16 protein-coding genes are annotated in these 19862 nt (G+C 73.1%); 5 read left to right on the top strand and 11 right to left on the bottom strand.

Going from position 1 to position 19862, the window contains the following annotated elements; all coding sequences use genetic code 11:
- Positions 1–265 precede the first annotated feature (265 nt).
- Positions 266–1252: a sulfotransferase family protein gene (locus ABD817_RS23370; protein ID WP_344920226.1), complete on the top strand. Its 987-nt coding sequence runs from the start codon at positions 266–268 to the stop codon at positions 1250–1252.
- Between the two features lie 136 nt (positions 1253–1388).
- Here the strand turns inward: ABD817_RS23370 and ABD817_RS23365 are convergent, their stop codons facing one another.
- From ABD817_RS23365 to ABD817_RS23355, 3 genes are all read right to left on the bottom strand, one after another.
- Positions 1389–2279 carry a glycoside hydrolase family protein gene (locus ABD817_RS23365; RefSeq protein ID WP_344920225.1) on the bottom strand — a complete coding sequence of 297 codons (891 nt, stop codon included), beginning with the start codon at positions 2277–2279 and terminating at the stop codon, positions 1389–1391.
- A 398-nt stretch (positions 2280–2677) separates the two neighbouring features.
- Positions 2678–4000, bottom strand: coding sequence for a lanthionine synthetase LanC family protein (locus ABD817_RS23360; protein ID WP_344920224.1), 1323 nt, complete (start codon positions 3998–4000; stop codon positions 2678–2680).
- 145 nt (positions 4001–4145) lie between these two features.
- Positions 4146–4949 (bottom strand): inositol monophosphatase family protein, encoded by an 804-nt coding sequence (locus ABD817_RS23355; RefSeq protein ID WP_344920223.1) that lies wholly within the window; start codon positions 4947–4949, stop codon positions 4146–4148.
- Positions 4950–5216: 267 nt separating this feature from the next.
- Here ABD817_RS23355 and ABD817_RS23350 point away from each other — a divergent pair, with 267 nt between their 5' ends.
- A complete protein-coding gene (locus ABD817_RS23350; RefSeq protein ID WP_344920222.1) occupies positions 5217–5957 on the top strand; it encodes a GntR family transcriptional regulator in 741 nt (246 codons plus the stop codon).
- Between the two features lie 257 nt (positions 5958–6214).
- On the top strand, positions 6215–8518 hold the full coding sequence (locus ABD817_RS23345; RefSeq protein WP_344920221.1) for a helix-turn-helix transcriptional regulator: 2304 nt from the start codon (positions 6215–6217) through the stop codon (positions 8516–8518).
- Between the two features lie 190 nt (positions 8519–8708).
- Here ABD817_RS23345 and clpB read toward each other — a convergent pair whose 3' ends face one another.
- The 8 genes from clpB to ABD817_RS23305 form a co-directional block, all read right to left on the bottom strand.
- A complete protein-coding gene (gene clpB / locus ABD817_RS23340) occupies positions 8709–11309 on the bottom strand; it encodes an ATP-dependent chaperone ClpB (protein ID WP_344920220.1) in 2601 nt (866 codons plus the stop codon).
- Positions 11306–11737, bottom strand: coding sequence for a chaperone modulator CbpM (locus ABD817_RS23335; protein WP_344920219.1), 432 nt, complete (start codon positions 11735–11737; stop codon positions 11306–11308). The genes clpB and ABD817_RS23335 overlap by 4 nt, the downstream gene beginning before the upstream one ends.
- Positions 11737–12681 (bottom strand): DnaJ C-terminal domain-containing protein, encoded by a 945-nt coding sequence (locus ABD817_RS23330; protein WP_344920218.1) that lies wholly within the window; start codon positions 12679–12681, stop codon positions 11737–11739. Before ABD817_RS23330 ends, ABD817_RS23335 begins: the two co-directional genes overlap by 1 nt.
- On the bottom strand, positions 12681–13472 hold the full coding sequence (locus tag ABD817_RS23325; RefSeq protein ID WP_344920217.1) for a nucleotide exchange factor GrpE: 792 nt from the start codon (positions 13470–13472) through the stop codon (positions 12681–12683). Before ABD817_RS23325 ends, ABD817_RS23330 begins: the two co-directional genes overlap by 1 nt.
- The gene (gene dnaK, locus ABD817_RS23320; RefSeq protein WP_344920216.1) at positions 13465–15381 is read right to left on the bottom strand and encodes a molecular chaperone DnaK; all 1917 of its coding nucleotides are present in this window, start codon (positions 15379–15381) and stop codon (positions 13465–13467) included. The genes ABD817_RS23325 and dnaK overlap by 8 nt, the downstream gene beginning before the upstream one ends.
- A gap of 215 nt (positions 15382–15596) precedes the next feature.
- Positions 15597–16079 (bottom strand): YflT domain-containing protein, encoded by a 483-nt coding sequence (locus ABD817_RS23315; protein ID WP_344920214.1) that lies wholly within the window; start codon positions 16077–16079, stop codon positions 15597–15599.
- 279 nt (positions 16080–16358) lie between these two features.
- Positions 16359–17000, bottom strand: coding sequence for a response regulator (locus ABD817_RS23310; RefSeq protein WP_344920213.1), 642 nt, complete (start codon positions 16998–17000; stop codon positions 16359–16361).
- A 145-nt stretch (positions 17001–17145) separates the two neighbouring features.
- Positions 17146–18243 (bottom strand): sensor histidine kinase, encoded by a 1098-nt coding sequence (locus ABD817_RS23305; RefSeq protein ID WP_344920212.1) that lies wholly within the window; start codon positions 18241–18243, stop codon positions 17146–17148.
- 156 nt (positions 18244–18399) lie between these two features.
- Here ABD817_RS23305 and ABD817_RS23300 point away from each other — a divergent pair, with 156 nt between their 5' ends.
- Together ABD817_RS23300 and ABD817_RS23295 are read left to right on the top strand one after the other, a co-directional pair.
- Positions 18400–19086, top strand: coding sequence for an ABC transporter ATP-binding protein (locus ABD817_RS23300; RefSeq protein WP_344920211.1), 687 nt, complete (start codon positions 18400–18402; stop codon positions 19084–19086).
- Entirely contained in the window at positions 19083–19814 is a 732-nt protein-coding gene (locus ABD817_RS23295) for an ABC transporter permease (RefSeq protein WP_344920210.1), read from the top strand. The genes ABD817_RS23300 and ABD817_RS23295 overlap by 4 nt, the downstream gene beginning before the upstream one ends.
- Positions 19815–19862: the final 48 nt, after the last annotated feature.

The raw sequence follows: 19862 nt of genomic DNA, 5'->3' as shown, positions 1-19862 counted from the left end.
GAATCCGGAATACGGCACAGGTATCCTGTTTATTCATAACGCGACAAAATTCTTCTTCGGCAGCGAAATAGCGGAAAAAGACTCAGCGTTCACCGAACGGGACAGCATCCTTCACGTCCATGACCTGGAGATAGGCACCGACGACCGAAATCCCCGCAACCGGGAAGTCCCTTGGAGCACGGCGATCGCGTGGCCGGACACTTGCCTTCGCCGGAAAAAGGGCTATATTTACCAATAATCATAGTAGGGATTAAGGGTAATAGCGATGCCCCTGCCGAATTTCCTCACGATCGGTGCTCCCAAAGCCGGGACCACCGCCCTGCACGCCGCGCTGGCCCGGCACCCGGGACTGTTCATGTCCCCGGTGAAGGAACCGAAGTTCTTCCTCAGCGACGGCCCGCCACCGACCAAGGGAGGACCTGGCGACGCCCAGACCTACCGCGAGCACGTCTGGCGACGCGAGGACTACGAGGCCCTGTTCGGCGCGGCACCACCGGGCACGCTCACCGGCGAGTCCACCCCGTTCTACCTCTACGACCTGGCGGCGCAGCGGCGCATCAGGGCGGCCATCCCCGACGCCAGGCTCATCGTGGTGCTGCGCGACCCGGTGGAGCGCGCCCACTCCAACTGGACCCACCTGTGGTCGGCCGGGCTGGAGCCGATCGGCGACGTGGTGAGGGCCTGCGCCGAGGAGGAGCGACGGGTCAGGGCGGGCTGGGCGCCGTTCTGGCACTACCTCGGGCTCGGCAAGTACGGCGAGCAGCTCAAGCACCTGTTCACCCTGTTCCCCCGCGATCAGGTGCTCGTCTACCGCTACCGCGACCTGGTCGACCGCCCCGCCGAGACCCTCGACCGGATCTGCCGCTTCCTCGGGGTGGAGACCGGCGTGGTCACCGAGGTCCCCCGGGAGAACGTGACCGCCCACCCCGAGCCGACCCTCGAACACCGGATGCTGTCGCGGGCACTGCGCGTGGGATCGTCGGTGGGACGGTTCCTGCCGTCGCGGGTGAGCGTGGCGCTGACCGACCCGCTGGAGCGCAGGCTGCAGGAGCGGGCCCGCTCCCGCCAGCCGCTGACCTGGGACCAGCGGGAGAAGCTGATCTCCTACTTCACCGAGGACGTGGCACTGCTGCAGAAGGTGACCGGCGAGGACTTCAGCGACTGGCTGCTCCCCCGCGAGCGCTCGGGCGGTCTGGTGGGCATCCGCCCCGACGGCCAGCGCCAGGCGCGCAACGGCCGCCCTCAGCAATAGAACCTCTCGTAGAGGGACGATCCAGGACGTAGTCCACCGATCTCCGAGCATGGCTGAACGGTCCCGGGCACCGCCTCGTGCCCGGGACCACGGCCGTCCGGCGCGTGATCCGCGCGCCGGGACGGTCGTACGGTGATCAGCGCAGCTCGGTGCGGAGCTCGTGCGCCCCGTCCGCGCGGGTGTACTCGTAGTAGAGCCGCCGCCCGCCGCCCGGCAGGTCCACGATGTCCATGTAGCGCAGGCCGCCGCCCGCGTAGGGCGAGATCCCGACGGGTTCGGTGCCGAGCGGGGTCAGCTGCGCCGGGTCGGTGCCGACCGCGACGCCGGTCTTCTCCTCGTAGTTCTCCGCCGCGGTGGCCCTGCCGTCGTAGAAGGCCATCACGCCCTCGCCGAGGAAGCGGACCGCCGCCACCCGCGCGCCCCTGGCGTCCCAGGTGTCGGGACGGCCGCTGAGCGCGGTGCCCTGCCAGGTCCACTCGATGCCGTCGGCGCTGGTGGCGTAGTCGCTCACCATCTGGTCGGCCTCGTGGGCCTCCTCCAGCGGGTGGCAGGAGGCCCACAGGTGCCACACGCCGTCCCGCAGCACGATCACCGGGTCCTTGACGCCGGTCTTCGGGTCGCCGGGCAGCACGACCTGCCGCTGCGTGGCACGGAAGCCGGACGGGTCGTCGGCCTCCAGCACCTCGACCCGCCAGTGCTTGGTGTCGTAGGTGGCGCAGCTGAGGTAGAGCCTCCAGCGCCCCTCCGGCGTACGGACCAGGGTGGGCCGCTCCAGCGACTCGGTGTCCATCTCCTCCCTGCCGATGGTGAGCAGGGTCTCGAACCGCTCACCGTCGGTGGAGCGGGCGATGGCGACGGCGTAGCCTCGGCCCTCGCCGACGGGGCGGCGCAGCCGGTAGGCGAGGTAGATCAGCCCGTCGCTCGCCACGGCGCTCGGGGCGCCGGCCCAGTGGCCGGCACCCGGCTGCGCCGGTTCGATCGCGACGGTGGAACGGTCGGGGTCGGGAAGGAAATCCTCGATTGTCACGACACCGAGATTAGGCAAGCCTTGGGTAGCACTCACGGAGAATCACCAATCGTCATCACGAGCTTTGTCACCCCTTGACGGCCAAAGGGCACATCGTCCTTGCTTTTTCCGGCGCGAGGGGCACCGGTGGCCGCCCTCTCCGGGCCGGATCGGCACGATCGGGCGTACCGGGGGTGACACGGTCCGGGGTGCCGGGGGACGTGTCCGTGGCGCCGGGCCTGGTGGAGGCCTCGATGCCCGACCGTACAGGGTGGGAGGAGATGCGTGGGCGCGGCGGGCCGCGGTGGCCCTCGCGTCGCGCTCCCGGCGCCCTCCGCGCCGCCTCACGGCGGCGGCCCCTCGTCACGCTCACCCGCGACGACCGGCCGGCTCGGCGGCGGCGTGCCCTCCATGATCGTTCAGGACCGGCGGAGCGTCGCACTCGGCAGCGGGATGGCGGGGAACGGGTTGTCCGGCGGCAGGATGAGCCGCCGGGCCTCCTGCGGGCGGGCGGTGGCGTCCAGGTGCAGGAGAGCGGCCCCGACCCCCGCCGCGCCGACCATGTAGCCGGTGTCGGCGGTGACCTCCCAGGGGCGCAGCCGCCGGTAGGCCTGGTACCAGCGGGTGCCTTTGCCGTCGTGGCCGGTGGCCCGGCCGACCAGGCTCTCCCCCAGGGTGCGGGCGAACTCCAGGTGCCTGCTGTGGCCGGTCGCCGCCCAGAGCCCGACGAACAGCTCCACCAGTCCGGCGGTGCCGCAGCACTGGCAGGCCGAGTTCCAGGAGCCACCGCTCTGGTTGGCGGGGGCGCCGCTGCGGACGATCCCCCTGGCCAGCCGCTCGGCCCACTCCAGGTCCCCGGCGTCGCCCGAGACCCGGTGCAGCTCGTAGAACATCCGGGCGACCCCGGCGGAGCCGGAGCAGAAGCCCAGGTAGTGCAGGTCGCGCCCCTGCGGGATGTGGTGCGGCACCAGCGCGCACCGCTCGGTCACGGCGCTGACCGCGCGGACGAAGTCGGCCCCCCTGCGGGAGGCGCCCAGGAAGTCGCTCTCGCCGGTCACGCCGTACAGGCGGGCGAGCAGGAAGGCGGTGCCGGCGGTGCCGGACAGGAAGCCCGGGGTGACCGCGTCCAGCGGCAGGTCGGCGCAGGCGCCCTCGCCGAAGCGGTGGCCGGGGACGACGAGCGTGGCGATGCGGGCGCCGGCCTCGACGGCGATCTCCTGGTAGGCGGGCGCCCCCAGGATGCCCGCGGCGTGCAGTAGGCCGAGGATGATCCCGCCGTCGCCTCGCTGCGCGGGGTCGCCGGTCCAGCCCAGGCCGCCGTCGATGGGGCGGGCGCTGCGCACGATGTGGTCGGCGACGGCGCCGGCCTCGACCTCGAAGTCCCCCTCGCCGGTGGCCCACCCGGCCTCGGCCAGGGCGAACATCACCCCGGCCAGGCCGTGGTGGAGGGAGAGGTCGGCCTGCTCCCGCCAGGTGGCGGCGAGGTAGCGGGCCCCGGCGGCGGCGTCGTCCAGATAGCCGTCGTCGCCGGTGGCGGCGGCGAGCTCCAGGAAGAACAGGATGATCCCGGCCGCTCCCGAGTAGAGCGACAGGGGGTGGTCGGGCATCGCGGCCCGGCCCCGAGGGTCGGGGTTGGCCCGCCAGTGCCGCCCCCGCTCGTCGTCCACGGCCGCGGAACGGATCCAGCGCGCGGCCCCGACCGCGGTGGCCAGCGGGCTCTCGGCCTCCGGCTCCAGGCTCATGGCGGCTCCTTCGTACGGCGAGACAATCATTTTACCTGTATTTCCTACAGGATCAATAGGTAATGCGGTGGCCGACACGCGGAACCTGCCCCGCGCGAGGGTCTTCCACGCGGGCCTCTCGCCGCCCCGCCCGGCTCACCGGCGCTCAGGCCGGACGGACGGGCGGGAGCAGGTCGCTCATGACCGACCCCGCCAGGTCGAAGCCCCCGACGTGGGCGAGGTAGCCGCCGGTCTCGAAGATCGACCCGTCCAGCGGGATGAAGACGCCTCCCGCCTGACGGATCAGCAGCGACCCCGCCGCCATGTCCCACGGACTGACCCTACTGCCGTAGGCGACGTCCGCCCACCCTCCGGCGACGTGCGCCAGCTTGAGCGCGGTGCTGCCGGGACGGCGCGTGGAGGCGAACGCCGCCACCATCCGGCCGAACCGGCGCAATGCCTCCTCCCCGACCTCCGCCAGCTCCCAGGGGGTGGGATAGCTGGTCAGCAGCACTCCCTCCCGGTCACGCGCGGCGCCGACGCTGCGCAGCCGCACGCCGTTGCACCAGGCCCCGCCCAGGTCGGCCCGGAACTCGTCGTCGCGCACCGGGTCGTACACCACCCCGGCGACCACCTCGTCCCCGACGGCGGCGGCGATCGACACGCAGAAGAACGGCAGCCCGGCGGCGAAGTTCGCGGTCCCGTCGATCGGGTCGACGTACCAGCGGATCTCACCGGACCCCCTGCTGCCGCCCTCCTCGCCGATGATCGTGCTCCCCGGGACGCGCCTCTCGATGACCTCCCTGATGGTCTCCTCCGCGGCGCGGTCGTGCTCGGTCACCGGGTCGTGGAAGTCCCGTTTCGTCTCGACCTCGGGACGCGACCTGAACGCCTCGCGGAGCCGGTCGCCCACCGCGCGGGCGGCCTCGACCGCGACGGCGGAGAGGTCTGTCGCGGTGCTCTGGTCCATGCTTCCTCCCATGGTGCGGACCCGGTGGCGCGAACCGGCCGCACCGGTCGCCGGCGGCGTCCGGGCGGCGGGCCGGGACGTCCCCTGGACACCCCTTCCGGCCCGCCGCCCCGCGCGCCCCGCCCTCCATCCTGTACGAGGAATCCTGGACGAGGACACCGGCCCCGTACGCGCGCGCCGGGCGTCTCCACCGGCCCCGGACGGTTTTTGTCAAGACATTCTGATGTCCGCTAGCCTGACGGCGCGGCGTGTCAACCGGGAGGGCGAATGACGGCACAGCTCGCCATCGATCTCGACCGATCCAGCCCGGTCCCGCTCTACTTCCAGGTGGCCGAGCAGATCTCCGAGGCCATCCGCCGAGGCGACCTGCCCCCGGGGTCGCGGCTCGACAACGAGATCCTGCTCGCCGACCGGCTGGGCCTGTCGCGGCCGACCGTCCGCCAGGCGATCCAGTATCTGGTCGACAAGGGCCTGCTGGTGCGCAAGCGGGGCGTCGGCACCCAGGTGGTGCACGGCCAGGTCAAGCGCTCCGTCGAGCTGACCAGCCTCTACGACGACCTTCGCAGGGCCGGCCAGGAACCGGCCACCAGGGTGCTGCTCATGGACCCGGCGCCGGTGGAGGATGAGGTCGCCACGATCCTCGGCGTCGCGCCCGGCACCGAGATGCTCCGCCTGGAGCGGATCCGCTACGCCGCCGGTGAGCCGCTCGCCCTGCTGCACAACTGGCTGCCCTCCGGTCTCGCCCCGCTGACCGCCGAGGGCCTCCAGGAGCGCGGGCTGTACGAGACGCTCCGCGCCGCCGGGGTGCGGATGCGCGTGGCGAACCAGCGGATGGGGGCGCGGGCGGCCACGGCGTCCGAGGCCAGGCTGCTCGGTGAGCGACGCGGGGCGCCGCTGCTCACGATGACCCGCACCACCTACGACGACCAGGGCAGGGCCGTCGAGCACGGCTCCCACGTCTACCGGGCCTCGCACTACTTCCTGGAGGTCACGCTCATCGAGCGCTGACCGGTCTTCCCGGGGGCATGCTTCATCGAGCGCCGACCGGACTCGCTAGGGGCACGCTCATCGAGCCGCCGCCCGGACTTCCTGAGGGGCACGCTCATCGAGCGCCGACCGGGCGAGGGGATCCGTACGGTCAAATCTGGGCCAAACCACCGGTGCGCGACGGTGCCCGACGCGTGGTGATTCGTCCCTTGGGGATGTCATATGCGTAATCACTGCGGAGGAAGCCCGCCGTATGACCCCAGATCCGAGACAGGACTATGCGCGGCCGGAGAGATGAGTGGGCGGCGGTCCTCGCCCTGCTGGACGGCGTCAGGTCCACGACCGGGAACGTCGTGCTCGTCGAGGGCGAACCGGGAGCGGGCAGATCACTGCTGCTCGCCGAGGCCGCGAGCGCGGCGAGCGCGCGAGGGACGCCGGTGGCGAGCGGCCGGGCCGACGAGCTGGGACGGCTCACCCCGCTGGGGCCGCTGCTGTCCGCGCTCGACGAGTCCCCGGCGCCGACAGCCCCGGCGCCCATGTTCAGAAACGCCTCCCCCGACGCGCCGGGCCTGCTGCTGTGGCTGGCCGAGCAGGTCCGCGCCTCGCTGGAGAGGAGGCTGGCCTCGGGGCCGCTGCTGGTGACGCTGGACGATCTCCAGTGGGCCGACCCCGCCACGGTCATGGCCCTGCGGACGATGCCCTCGCGGCTGGCCTCGTATCCGGTGGCGTGGCTGCTGGCCTGCCGCGACGCCCCGGCGGGCGGCGACGTGGGGCGGCTGTTCGACCTGCTGGAGGAGGAGGGGGCCACCCGGATCGTCCTGCGCCCCCTCGACGAGGACGCGGTGGCCGAGATCTCCGCCGACATCCTGGGTGCGGTCCCCGGGGAGGACCTGGCGGCACTCACCGCCCAGGCCGGTGGCAACCCGCTCCTGCTCTCCGAGCTTCTCACCGGGCTGCGCGAGGAGGGCGCCGTCCTGGTCGAGGACGGCGTCGCCCGGCCGGCCGTGCCCACGCCCGCCGGGGCGGTGCTGCCCCCGCGCCTGCACGCCGCCGTCCGGCGGCGCCTGGACGAGCTCGGCACCAGGACCCGCTACCTGCTGGAGGCCGTCGCGGTGCTCGGACGCTCGGTCACCCCGGCGTACGTGGCCGAGACACTCGGCGAGACCCCCGCCGCGCTGCTTCCCCCGCTGGAGGAGGCGCTGGCGGCCGGCGTGCTCGTGGCCACCGGCGACGAGCTGACATTCCGTCACGAACTGGTGTGGCGGTCGGTCGTCGACGGGGTGCCGTCACCGGTGCGACGGGCGCTGCGGGAGCAGGTCGAGCGCTCCGCCGGAACCCGCCGGGCCCTCGTGCCCCGGGGCGGCGACGGGGCCGGGAGGCTCGTGGACCTGGCCCTGCTCGCGTGGGACGAAGGCGGGCTCTCGCGCGGGCTGGACCTGGCGCGCGAGGCCGTGGAGCGGCCGGCCCGGGGCGGGCACCGGCAGCCGCGCGCGGTACTGGCCTCGATGCTCATCGACCTCTGGCTGCTGGACGAGGCGGAACTGGTGACGGAGAGCGCCGCCGAGGAGGCCGACGCCGAGAGGGAGCCCGCGTGGGCCGCCGAGATCCCCGTCCTGCGCGCCCGGCTGGCCCTGACCGCGGGACGGCCCGGCAGCGCGATCGAGCACGCGGAGACCGGCCTGGCCGCCGCCGGACCCCTGGACGCCCCGCTCCTGGCCTCCTCGGCCCTGTCGGTGCTCGGCACCGCGTCGCTGCGGTCGGGCGACCTGCCGGGGGCCGTCAGGTACATGGAGAGGGACCTGGCCAGGTCGGCACCCGGCACGCCGCCGTGCGCCCGGCTGCGGTCGGAGCTGGCGGCCGGGCGGATCAGCGAGGCGCGCGACGGCGCGGCGGGCGGCATGAGCTCGCTCGGCGGGGTCTACGACGCGCTGCCCCGGCACGCCGGGGCCCTGGCCGGTGAGCCCACCGGCGCGGCGTGGCTGGTGCGGGTGGCGATGGCGGTGGACGACCGGCGCAGGGCCGGGGCCGTGATCGACGCGGCCGAGGACGTCGCCCGGCGCAATCCCGGCCTGCCCGGCCCCTCGGTGTCCGCCGACCACGCGCGGGGGCTGCGGGAGGGCGACGCCGAGGCGCTGGGCCGCGCGGTCGCCGGTTACACCGACCCCTGGGCCAGGGGGTCGGCGGCGGAGGATCTCGGCGTGCTGCTCCGCGCGGGCGACGGGCGCAGGGACCTGGCCGTGGAGAGCCTGAAGACCGCGCTGGCCTGCTACGGGGCCGTGGAGGCCACCAGGGACGCGGCGCGGGTACGGGGCAGGCTGCGGCTGCTGGGCGAGCGGTGCCGCCACTGGGTCAGGACCGACCATCCCGTGTCGGGGTGGGCCAGCCTGACCGGTACCGAGCAGGCCGTCTGCGACCTGGTCTCCCAGGGGCTGACGAACCGGCACGCCGCCGAGCAGATGTTCATCAGCGAGCACACCGTCGCCTTCCACCTTCGGCAGGTCTTCCGCAAGCTGGGCATCCACTCGCGGGTCGAGCTGGCCAGGCTCGCGGCGCAGGAGAGCGGCCACCGGCGCTCCCTCTGAGGGGCGGGGGCCTCACCGTGGCATGGAGGCGGTGACCTGGAGACGGCGCTCTTAGCCGCCCCCCCACCCGGGGGAGCCTCACCCCGGCGAGCTCCTCGGCGACCCGATCGAGCGCCGGGCCGAAGGTGACGGCTCAGCCGCCGTACGTGACAGCCCAGCCGAAGGTGACGGCTCAGCCGTACATGACAGCTCAGCCGTAAGTAACGACGAGCTCGTCGTCGGCGAGATCCACCCGGACCACCGCCCCCTCGTCCGCCTCTCCCGACAGGAGCGCGCGGCCGATGCGCGTCTCGACCTCCCTGGCGATGAACCGGCGCAGCGGGCGGGCGCCGTACACGGGGTCGTACCCCCGCTCGGCGATGTACCCGAGCGCCGCCTCGGTGACCTCCAGCCGGATGCCCCGCTGATCGAGGCGGTCCCGCAGCTCGACGAACATCAGGCCGACGATGCGCTCGATCTCCTCGGGGGTGAGCGGCTTGAAGATCACAATGTCGTCGACGCGGTTGAGGAACTCGGGGCGGAAGTGGGACCGCAGCTCGGCCATGATCTGCTGCCTCGCGTCGGGCTTGATCTCCCCTGTCGACGTGACGCCCTCCAGGAGGTACATGGAGCCGAGGTTGGAGGTCATGATCAGGACGGTGTTGCGGAAGTCGACGGTCCTGCCCTGCGCGTCGGTGAGCCGCCCGTCGTCGAGCACCTGCAGCAGCGTGTTGAACACGTCGGCGTGCGCCTTCTCCACCTCGTCGAAGAGCACCACGGAGTACGGCTTGCGCCGCACGGCCTCGGTCAGCTGGCCGCCCTCCTCGTACCCGACGTAGCCGGGGGGCGCGCCGACGAGGCGGCTGACCGTGTGCCGTTCCTGGTACTCGCTCATGTCGATGCGGATCATGTTGTCCTCGGTGTCGAAGAGCGCCTCCGCGAGCGCCTTGGCCAGCTCCGTCTTGCCGACGCCCGTCGGCCCCAGGAAGACGAACGACCCGATCGGGCGGCGCGGGTCCTTGATGCCGGAGCGGGCCCGGATGACGGCGTCGGCCACCAGCCGCACCGCCTCGTCCTGGCCGATCACCCGCTCGTGCAGGATCTGGTCGAGCCGCAGGAGCTTCTCGCGCTCGCCCTCGCGCAGACGGCTCACCGGGATGCCCGTCCACCGCGAGACGATCATCGAGATCTCCTCGTCGGTGACGACCTCGCGCAGCAGGCGCGACGCCCCCTGCTTGGAGCACAATCGCTCCTCCTCGGCCTCCAGCCGTCGCAGCAGGTCGGGCAGCCTGCCGTGCCGCAGCTCCGCGGCGCGGTTGAGGTCGTAGTCACGCTCGGCCCGCTCGGCGTCCGCGCGTACCTGCTCGATCTCCGCGCGCAGGGCCTGGACGGCGCGCAGGGCGTGCCGCTCGGCCTCCCACTGCGCCCGCATGGCGTCGGCCTGGGCACGCAGGTCGGCGAGCTCCCTGCGCAGCTCCTCCAGCCGGGTCCCGCTCGCGGAGTCCTCCTCCTTGGCGAGCGCGGCCTCCTCGATCTCCAGGCGCATCACCCTGCGGGTGAGCTCGTCGAGCTCGGCGGGCATCGAATCGATCTCCGTACGCAGCATCGCGCACGCCTCGTCCACCAGGTCGATGGCCTTGTCCGGCAGGAAGCGGTCGGAGATGTAGCGGTGGCTCAGCACGACGGCCGCCACCAGCGCGCTGTCCTGGATCTTCACCCCGTGGAAGATCTCCAGGCGCTCGCGCAGGCCGCGCAGGATGGACACCGCGTCCTCGACCGAGGGCTCGTCGACCATCACCGGCTGGAACCGGCGCTCCAGGGCGGCGTCCTTCTCGACGTGCTTGCGGTACTCGACCAGGGTCGTCGCCCCGATCATGTGCAGCTCGCCGCGGGCCAGCATGGGCTTGAGCATGTTGCCCGCGTCCATCGCGCCCTCGGCGGCTCCCGCGCCCACCACGGTGTGCATCTCGTCGACGAAGAGCAGGATCCGCCCCTCGGCGGCCTTGATCTCGTTGAGCACCGCCTTGAGCCGCTCCTCGAACTCGCCCCGGTACTTGGCCCCGGCCACCAGCGAGCCCATGTCGAGGCTGAAGACCGTCTTGCCCTTGAGCCCCTCCGGCACGTCCCCGTGGCTGATCCGCAGGGCGAGCCCCTCCACGATGGCGGTCTTGCCCACGCCGGGGTCGCCGACCAGGACGGGGTTGTTCTTCGTCTTGCGGGACAGGATCTGGATGACGCGGCGGATCTCGGCGTCGCGCCCGACGACCGGGTCGAGTTTGCCCGACACGGCGTCGGCCACCAGGTCGCGCCCGTACTTCTCCAGCGCCTCGTACGCCACCTCGGGCATCGCGGACGTCACCCGCTGGTTGCCGCGGATCGCGGTGAGCGCCTTGAGGAAGCCGTCCCTGGTCAGCCCCTGTTCGTGCAGCAACCGCCCGGAGGAGGCCGAACTGCCCTCGTCCAGCAGGGCGACGAGCAGATGCTCCACCGACACGTACTCGTCCCTGAGCCGGTCGGCCTCCCGCTTGGCCGTGTCCAGCAGGCGGGAGAGCCGCTGCGTCACGTAGACCTGGCCGGGCGAGGCGCCGGGGCCGCTCACCCGGGGGCGGCGGTTCAGCTCGGCCTCCAGCTCGGTCCCGAGCCGGTCGGTGTCGACGTTCGCGTACGAGAGCAGGCGGGGGATCAGCCCCTCGGGCTGGTCGAGCAGCGCCAGCAGCAGGTGCTCGCCGTCCACCTCGGTGTGCCCGAAGCGCAGGGCCTTGGTCTGCGCGTCGTGCAACGCCTCCTGTGACTTCTGTGTCAGCTGGTTCATGTCCACGGCGGGCCTCCGGTGGGTCGGGTACGACCGCGCTGGGCGGCCTCCAGGTCGGCGATGCGGTCCAGCAGGTCCATGACGAGGCCGAGCGCCGCGTAGTTGATCGAGAATCCGGCCCGCAGCCGCCGGGCACGCGCCATGGTGAGCAGCTGGGAGGGCGGGAACCACAGGTGCCCGGCGGCGTCGGTCCAGGCGTCGAGCACGCCCAGCGCGACGAGGCGCCGCACCAGGTCGGGGTGGGCGCCGGTCACCCTGGCGAACGTCTCCAGATCCAGGCGCGCGGGCCTGGCCAGCTGGTAGGTCCTCCCCGCCTCCCGCCGTGCCTCCTGCGGAGCCTCCCGCCGGGCCTCGCGCGGCCGGGAGGCCGCGCCCTCGTCCGGGGGCCCCGGGCGGGGTGGCCTGCGCTCAGGGAACGGGTGGGTCATCACCGCCTCCTCGGGTCGAACGCGGAGGCCGCGGCGAGCTGCTCGAACAGCCGCCGCTCCTCCTCCGTCAGCCGCTCCGGGACCATGATCCGCACCTCGGCGTACAGGTCACCCGGCCTGTCGCGGCGGCTGGGCATCCCCCGGCCGCGCAGCCGCAGCCGCCTGCCGCTGGACGTTCCCGGTGGCACCTTCACCTTGGCCTCTCCTCCGGGGGTGTCGACCGCGACGGTGGCGCCGAGCGCCGCCTCCCACGGGGTGACCGGGAGCAGGACGTGGATGTCGCGCCCCTCGACCCGGTAGCGGGGGTGCGGGGCGATCCTGACGATCAGGTAGAGGTCGCCCGCCGGGGCGCCGTCGCCACCCCGGCCGCCCTGTCCGGCCAGCCTGACGCGCTGCCCGTCGGTGACGCCCGGCGGGATGTCGACCCGCAGCCCGCGCGAACCGACGGTGATGGAGCGGCGCCCGCCCCGGTAGGCCTCCTCAAGGGTCAGGACGATCTCGGCCTCCTGGTCGGCGCCGGGGATCGGCCCCCAGTTCGCGCCGGACCGGCCCCTTCTGCCGGAGAACAGCCCTTCGAAGAGGTCGCCGAGATCGACTCCCTCCTCGAAGCCGCCGAAGCCGTCGAAGCCCTCGCCTCCGCCACGGGGACCGGCCCGTCCCGCGCCCGCCCCCCGGCTCCTGGCGCGCGCCCACGTCTCGGGGTCCACGTCCTCGGGCACCTGGCGGAACTCCGGCCCGAACGCGTCGTAGCGGCGCCGGGTCTCGGGGTCGGACAGCACGCTGTAGGCCTCGGAGACCTCCTTGAAGCGGTCCTCGGCGGACGGGTCCTTGTTGACGTCGGGGTGGTTGGCCCGCGCCAGCTTGCGGTAGGCGCGCTGGATGTCCTCCTGGCTCGCGCCCCGCCGCACGCCGAGGATCTCGTAGAAGTCCCGGTCGGGGGGCATCACTCCCCCTTGGCCACCACGACCAGCGCGGGCCGCAGCTGCTGTTCGCCGTCCCCGTAGCCGGGCCGCACGACCCGCACGATCGTGCCGTCGGGCACGCCCTCCTGCGAGAGCACGCCCACCGCCTCGTGCCTGGCCGGGTCGAACACGGTCCCGGTGTCGTCGCGGCGCGCGTAGCCGAGGCGGGAGAGCACCTCCTGCGCCTGGCCTCGGATCGCCCGCATCCCCTCGGCGATGGAGGCCGGATCGGTCTCCGCGTGCTCCAGCGCGCGGTCCAGGTTGTCCAGCACGGGCAGCCACTCCGCGGCGGCACGGGCCCGCTCCTCGGCCTGTGTCCGCACCGCGTCCCTGCTGACGCGCTTGCGCAGGTTGTCGAGGTCGGCGAGGGCCCGCCGCCAGCGGTCCTGGAGGTCGGTCACCAGGGCCTGGAGCTCCACGACGCGGTCCTGAAGGCCCTCCGGGGCGGGCTCGGCCCCTTCCGGGACCTCGGGCCCCCGGTCGCGCGTCCCCTGGCCACCGCGCCGGGTCTCCGCCTCCCGAGGTTCGCGCGGATCGCGGGCCCGGTCCTCGGCTCGCTCCTCGGCCCGGTCGTGGGACCGGTTCCGGGCTCGCGTCTCCCGGCCCGCGTCCTCTCCCCGGTCGTGCGGTCCCCGGTCGTACGGTCCCTGGTCGTGCGGTCCCTGGTCGTACGGCTCCCGGTCCTGCCGCTCCCGACCCGACGGGCCGTACCCGCCGCGCGGATCCCGGTCGGGGCGCGGGACGTGCCGGTCGCGCCCGGATGCCTCACTCATCGGTCGTGAACTCCGCGTCGATGACGTCGTCGTCCCGGCCGCCCGGGGAGCCGGACGCCCCCGAGGTCCCCGGACCGCCCGTGGACCCTGTGGACCCCCCAGCCCCCGCGGCTCCGGACCCCGCCGCGCCAAGGCTCTGGTAGACCTGCTGGAGCTCGGGGGTGAGCGAGCGGACCCGGTCGAGCGGGGCCTCCTGCTTGATCGCGTCGCGGGCGTCGTGCACCAGCATCTCGGCCCGCGCCTTCTCGTGGACGGGTACCGAGCCGCCCAGCTCCGCCAGACGGCGCTCCACCTGGTAGGCGGCGGAGTCGAGCTCGTTGCGCGCGTCCACGACCTGCCGCGTCCGCCGGTCCTCCTCGCGGTGCCGCTCGGAGTCGGCGACCATCCGCTCGACCTCGCTCTTGTCCAGGTTCGAGCTCTCGCTGATCGTGATGCGCTGCTCGGCTCCGGTGTCCTTGTCCTTGGCCGAGACGTTCAGGATCCCGTTGGCGTCGACGTCGAAGGTCACGTCGACCTGCGGCACGCCGCGCGGCGCGGGCCGGATGCTCTCCAGCCGGAACCGGCCCAGGGAGCGGTTGTCGGCGGCGCGCTCGCGCTCCCCCTGCAGCACGACGACGTCCACGGCGCTCTGGTTGTCCTCGGCGGTGCTGAACGTCTCCGAACGGCGGGCCGGGATGGTGGTGTTCCGCTCGATGACCTTCGTCATCACCCCGCCGAGCGTCTCGATGCCGAGGGAGAGCGGAGTCACGTCGAGTAGTACGACGTCCTTCAGCTCGCCCTTGATGACGGCGGCCTGGATCGCGGCGCCCAGGGCCACGACCTCGTCCGGGTTGACCGTCATGTTCGGTTCCTTGCCGCCCGTCATACGGCGTACCAGGTTCTGCACGGCGGGCATCCTGGTCGAGCCGCCCACCAGGATCACCTCGTCGATGTCGTCGGCGGTGAGCTTGGCGTCGGCCATCGCCTGCTGGACGGGGCCCCTGCACCGTTCGAGCAGGTCGGCGGTGATCTCCTCGAAGGTCGAGCGCCTGAGCGTGGTGTTCAGGTGTTTGGGGCCCGAGGCGTCCGCGGTGATGAAGGGCAGGCTGATCTGCGTCTGGGTGACCGACGACAGCTCGACCTTGGCCTTCTCCGCGGCCTCGAACAGCCGCTGTAGGGCCTGCGGGTCCTGGCGCAGGTCGATGCCGTTGTCCCGCTGGAACTCGTCGGCGAGGTAGTCGACGACGCGCCGGTCGAAGTCGTCGCCGCCCAGGTGGGTGTCGCCCGCGGTCGACCGTACCTCCACGACACCGTCCCCGATGGCGAGGATGCTGACGTCGAAGGTGCCGCCGCCCAGGTCGAAGACGAGCACGGTCTCGCTCTCCTCGCGGTCGAGGCCGTAGGCGAGGGCCGCCGCGGTCGGCTCGTTGATGATCCGCAGGACCTCCAGACCGGCGATCCTCCCGGCGTCCTTGGTCGCCTGGCGCTGGGAGTCGTTGAAGTACGCGGGCACGGTGATGACCGCTTCGGTGACCTTCTCCCCCAGGAACTTCGAGGCGTCGTCCACGAGCTTGCGCAGGATCGCCGCGGCGATCTCCTCGGGCGCGTACGGCTTCTCGTTGATCTTGAAGCGGACGGCTCCGTCGGGGCCCGGGACGACGTCGAACGACACGGCGTTCAGCTCGCTGGAGACCTCGTCGTGGCGACGGCCGATGAAGCGCTTGGCCGAGTAGATCGTCCCCTTGGGGTTCAGGATCGCCTGGCGGCGGGCCAGTTGCCCGACCAGGCGCTCGCCGTTCTCGGTGAACGCCACGACCGACGGCGTCGTCCTCGCGCCCTCGGAGTTGGGGATCACCGTGGCCTTGTCGCCCTCCATCGTGGCGATCACCGAGTTGGTGGTGCCCAGGTCGATTCCGACTGTCTTAGCCATGCTGCCCTCCTATGCGCTCCTATGCGCTGCGGCACCGGACGGCACCGCCCCGCCCACGAGACCCCGGCTGGATCCGCGTCCCGAAGCGGGCCCGGGAAGGATCAGGCCCGGTGGATCCGGGCCGGGCGGGCGGCCCGGTGGCGGATGCGGGACGGCGGCGCGGGCGATGCCGCCCGCGCCGCCGTCAGTGCGGGCCCCGTCCCGGGGAGCGCCGGTCAGATCTGCTGGTGCATCTGCTGGGACGTGCCCACGTTGAGCAGCCTGCGCGCCTCGGCGGCGTGCGGGGCCGCGACCAGCACCTCGTAGCGGTCGGCGACGATCGCACTCGACGAGAGGAAGTCACGCTTGCCCCCGGTGAGCGCGTGGCCGACCAGCCCGAAGATCGCTCCGGCTATGGCACCCCAGATCAGGCCCCACAGGACCAGGATGAAGGGGAAGCGTCCGGGCGTGAAGATCGCGAAGAACAGGCCGATCAGCAGTCCGAACCAGGCTCCGGTCGCCGCGCCCATCCCCGCGGCGCGAAGATAGGTCAGCCGCCCGAGCACCCGTTCGACGAGCCGGAGACCGACTCCGACGATCATCGTGTGCTCGACCGGGAACTTCTGGTCCGACAGGTGGTCCACGGCGCGCTGGGCCTCGGCGTAGTTGCCGAAACCCGCCACCGTCTCGTGGCCGGTCAAACTGACATCAGGTCGCATGGCACTTCCCTTCGAGGGCACCCGCGAGGTGAAATCCGTACTCGATTCACCCTCACCCTGTGACGGCGTCCCCACATCCCCAGACCTGACAGTCATCACCGCCATGTCGCCGTCACGTCGCCGTCAGTTATCGCCACGTCACTGTCGTCACTGTCGTCGCCGCGCCGTGCCCCGCCACCCCGGTGCCGCCCGTCCCGCCACCCCGTCCCGCCGCCTCGGTCAGCCGGGGAGCGGAGGTCGAGCGGGCCGAGGTGTCCGGCCACGATGCCGCCGTCCCGGTCAGTCGGGGACCAGGCCGTGCCGGAAGGCGTACGTCACCGCCTGGGCCCGGTCGCGCAGTCCCGCCTTGGCGAAGAGGTTGTTGATGTGCGTCTTGACCGTCGCCTCGGAGATGAACAGCTCCCCGGCGATCTCCGCGTTGGAGCGGCCCGCCGCTATCAGCCGCAGCACCTCGCTCTCGCGGCGGGTGAGCCCGTCGGGCGGCTCCGGCGCGCGGCGGCCCCCGGTCACCGCCTCGGCCAGCCGCCGCTGGACACCGGGGTCGAACTGGGCCTCGCCCTCGACCACGGTGGCGATCGCCGAGGCCAGGGACTCGGCGTCGGCGTCCTTGGTCAGGTAGCCCCGCGCCCCCGCGGCCAGCGCGGCGAAGACCGACTCGTCGTCGGAGTACGTCGTCAGGACCACCACGTGGATCTCCGGATGGGCCGCCCTGATCCTGCGGGTCGCCTCCACCCCGTCCATCCGGGGCATCCGCAGGTCCATCAGGACCACGTCGGGCCGCAGGGAGCCGGCGAGCCCGACCGCCTCCCGGCCGTCGGCCGCCGCCCCCGCCACCTCGATGCCGGGCAGCAGCCCCAGCAGCAGCACCAGCCCCTCGCGCACCACCGTCTGGTCGTCGACCACCAGTACCCGCACGGTCACCCCGGCCCCCCGCCCCCCTCGAACCCGCCCGGGTACGCCGGTGGCGCTCCCACCCGCTTCCCCGTTGGGCGATACCGTACGGCACCGGCGTGAACCGTCCGCGGCGCGGCGCCCACCCCCGCAGCGGCGCCGCGCCGCGGGCGGCTCACGCCGGGACCCGCAGAAGAATCTCGAAACCCTCCGCGCCCGGCCGCACGGCGAGCGAACCGCCGATCAGCTCGGCCCGCTCGCGCATCCCCACCAGCCCGTATCCCCCTCCCGAGGTCGGCGGTCCCGGCGGGCCGCCCGTGTCGCGCACCTCCAGCTCGCACCAGGTGCCGACGCGGCGCAGCGCCACCGACACCGCGGCGCCCGGCGCGTGCTTGCGCGCGTTCGTCAGCGCCTCCTGGGCGGTCCTGGCCACCGCCAGCCTCGCCCCCGCCTCCAGCGAGTCGAGGTTCCCCGCGACCGAGACCGCGCAGGACGAGCCGGTCACCGACCGGAACTCCACCGCCAGCCGCTCCAGCCGCTCGGCCAGCGGAAGCTCCTCCCCGCGCAGCGCGTCGAGCGCCCGGCGGGTCTCCTCCAGCCCGGCACGCGCCAGCCGTACGGCGCGGTTGACCCGGTCGAGGGCCGCCGCCGGATCCTCGCCCCGCTCGAGCAGCAGCCGCGCCCCCTCCAGGTGGACGATCTGCGCCGACTGCGAGTGCGCCAGGATGTCGTGGATCTCCCTGGCCAGCCGTGCCCGCTCGGCCAGCACGGCCTCGCCCGCCCGCGCCTCGGCGAGCGCCGAGGCGTGCTCCCTGGTCGTCTTCACGTGCCGTATCAGGAAGGTGAAGACGGCGACGTAGGTGAGGCCGGAGGCGTTGCCCAGCACCTCCCCGCCCGGCAGCCCGAGCAGGAAGGACAGGGCCGTCGTGGCGGCGATGTCCGCCATGACCAGGACCACCGCCGGCCACAGGCGGGTCTTGAACGGCGCGACGAAGATCACGATGTACAGGAACCCCATGCCGCTGTAGGGGCTGATCCCGTGCAGGGCGAGCCCCCCGGCCAGGGTGACCACGAGCAGCGGGGCGTCGTGCCGCGGGGCCCGGCCCAGCAGCACCCACAGGCAGCAGCCGACGGTGACGGCGCCGATCGGGACCATCCCGAGCAGGCCGGGCCAGCCCGTCTTGACCGCGCCGGCCACCGGGCCGGAGAGCAGATAGCCCACCAGCACGACGGTGAGAAACCGGCGTACCGGCGGGCGGCGGAGGAACTTCACGACGCCAAGCTATCCACGCCCACGGCGGCGGGCCATGGGCACAGGGGTGGAGATCGTCTCCACCCCCGGCCGCCGATCTCTCCTCCCGGGTGGATCTCGCGGGGTCCACCCCCGGGAGCGTGCGCTCCCGCCTGCCTCGGGGCCATCGTCGAGGTCATGTCAGCAATCAGCGTCACCCACCTCGGCAAGTCGTTCGGCGGGGTACGCGCCGTCGAGGACCTGTCGTTCACGGTGGAGCGGGGAACGCTCACCGCCTTCCTGGGCCCCAACGGGGCGGGCAAGACCACCACCCTGCGCATGATCCTCGGCCTGGTCGCGCCCAGCGAGGGCACCGCGACGATCGGCGGCACGCCCTACCGCGACCTGGACCGGCCCGTCACCACCGTCGGCGCCGTCCTGGAGGCGACGGCCTTCAACCCCGGGCTGAGCGCCCGCGCGCACCTGGAGGCGCTCCGCCTCGCCGCGGGGCTCGATCCCGCACGCGTGGCGTACGTCCTGGCGCAGGTCGACCTCACCGACGCGGCCGACCGCAGGGTGAGGGGATTCTCCCTGGGCATGCGCCAGCGGCTCGCCCTCGCCTCCGCCCTGCTGGGAGACCCGGAGATCCTCATCCTCGACGAGCCCGCCAACGGCCTGGACCCGGCGGGCATCCGCTGGCTGCGGGGCTTCCTGCGGGCCTGCACCCACGAGGGCCGCACGATCCTGGTCTCCACCCACGTACTCGCCGAGATCCAGCAGATCGCCGACCACGTGATCATCGTCGGGGCGGGGCGCCTCACCTGGCAGGGCCCGCTCACCCCGGAGACCGACCTTGAGGAGCTCTACATGCGGGTGACCGGGTGAACCGCCTGATCCGTGCCGAGTTGTTCAAGCTCCGCACGAGCCGCGTCACCTGGATCCTCGTCGGTCTGGCGCCCCCGCTGTGCGTGCTCTGGGCGGGGCTGATGGTCGCCCTGGCGGAGCCGGCCGGCGCGACGGGGCCGCAGGTCGAGAACGTCTACAACATGGCGCAGCAGTCCTACGTCTTCGCCCTGGTCCTCGGCGTCCTCGGCGTTGCCGGGGAGTACCGCCACCAGACGATCACCTGGCAGTTCCTGGTCACCCCGGTGCGGAGCCGGGTGATCACGGCCAAACTGGCCGCGTACGGGATCGCCGGGCTGCTCGTCGGCGTCCTGTCGGCGCTGGTCACGCTGGTGGCGGGCCTGGCCATGCTCGGCCTGGCCGGTCATCCCGCCTGGACCCCCCGGGTGCCGCTGGTCCTGCTCGGCTCGGTGTTCAGCGTCGCCGTGTACGGCCTGCTCGGGGTGGGCCTCGGCGCCCTGATCCGCAACCAGGTCGCGGCGGTGGCGGTGGCGCTGGTCTGGTTCATGTACGCCGACTACCTGCTCACCATGCTCCTGCCGGGGCTGGGCCGCTGGCTGCCGACCGGGGCGGCCCGCGCCCTGGGCGGCATGCACCTGCGGGACGCGGAACTGCTGCCCGTCTGGGCCGGTGGACTGCTGTTCGCCGGTTACGTCGTGGTGGCCGTGCTCGCCGCCCGCCTGCTGACGCTCCGCCGCGACGTCACGTGACCCCACCGTCGCGGCGGCCGTACGGCGGCACGGGCCACATCGGGGGCG

Source organism: Streptosporangium oxazolinicum, from assembly GCF_039537505.1.
In the GTDB taxonomy this organism is placed as follows: Bacteria; Actinomycetota; Actinomycetes; order Streptosporangiales; family Streptosporangiaceae; genus Streptosporangium; species Streptosporangium oxazolinicum.
Note: the sequence above shows the minus strand (reverse complement) of the source record. Positions and strands in the feature narration are given on the sequence as shown.

Excerpts from the sequence above, each read along its gene's own strand:
- ABD817_RS23370 (WP_344920226.1), top strand. The coding sequence starts at position 266 with ATGCCCCTGCCGAATTTCCTCACGATCGGTGCTCCCAAAGCCGGGACC.
- ABD817_RS23360 (WP_344920224.1), bottom strand. The coding sequence starts at position 4,000 with ATGAGCCTGGAGCCGGAGGCCGAGAGCCCGCTGGCCACCGCGGTCGGG.
- ABD817_RS23355 (WP_344920223.1), bottom strand. The coding sequence starts at position 4,949 with ATGGACCAGAGCACCGCGACAGACCTCTCCGCCGTCGCGGTCGAGGCC.
- ABD817_RS23350 (WP_344920222.1), top strand. The coding sequence starts at position 5,217 with ATGACGGCACAGCTCGCCATCGATCTCGACCGATCCAGCCCGGTCCCG.
- ABD817_RS23345 (WP_344920221.1), top strand. The coding sequence starts at position 6,215 with ATGCGCGGCCGGAGAGATGAGTGGGCGGCGGTCCTCGCCCTGCTGGAC.
- clpB (WP_344920220.1), bottom strand. The coding sequence starts at position 11,309 with ATGAACCAGCTGACACAGAAGTCACAGGAGGCGTTGCACGACGCGCAG.
- ABD817_RS23335 (WP_344920219.1), bottom strand. The coding sequence starts at position 11,737 with ATGACCCACCCGTTCCCTGAGCGCAGGCCACCCCGCCCGGGGCCCCCG.
- ABD817_RS23330 (WP_344920218.1), bottom strand. The coding sequence starts at position 12,681 with ATGCCCCCCGACCGGGACTTCTACGAGATCCTCGGCGTGCGGCGGGGC.
- ABD817_RS23325 (WP_344920217.1), bottom strand. The coding sequence starts at position 13,472 with ATGAGTGAGGCATCCGGGCGCGACCGGCACGTCCCGCGCCCCGACCGG.
- dnaK (WP_344920216.1), bottom strand. The coding sequence starts at position 15,381 with ATGGCTAAGACAGTCGGAATCGACCTGGGCACCACCAACTCGGTGATC.
- ABD817_RS23315 (WP_344920214.1), bottom strand. The coding sequence starts at position 16,079 with ATGCGACCTGATGTCAGTTTGACCGGCCACGAGACGGTGGCGGGTTTC.
- ABD817_RS23300 (WP_344920211.1), top strand. The coding sequence starts at position 18,400 with ATGTCAGCAATCAGCGTCACCCACCTCGGCAAGTCGTTCGGCGGGGTA.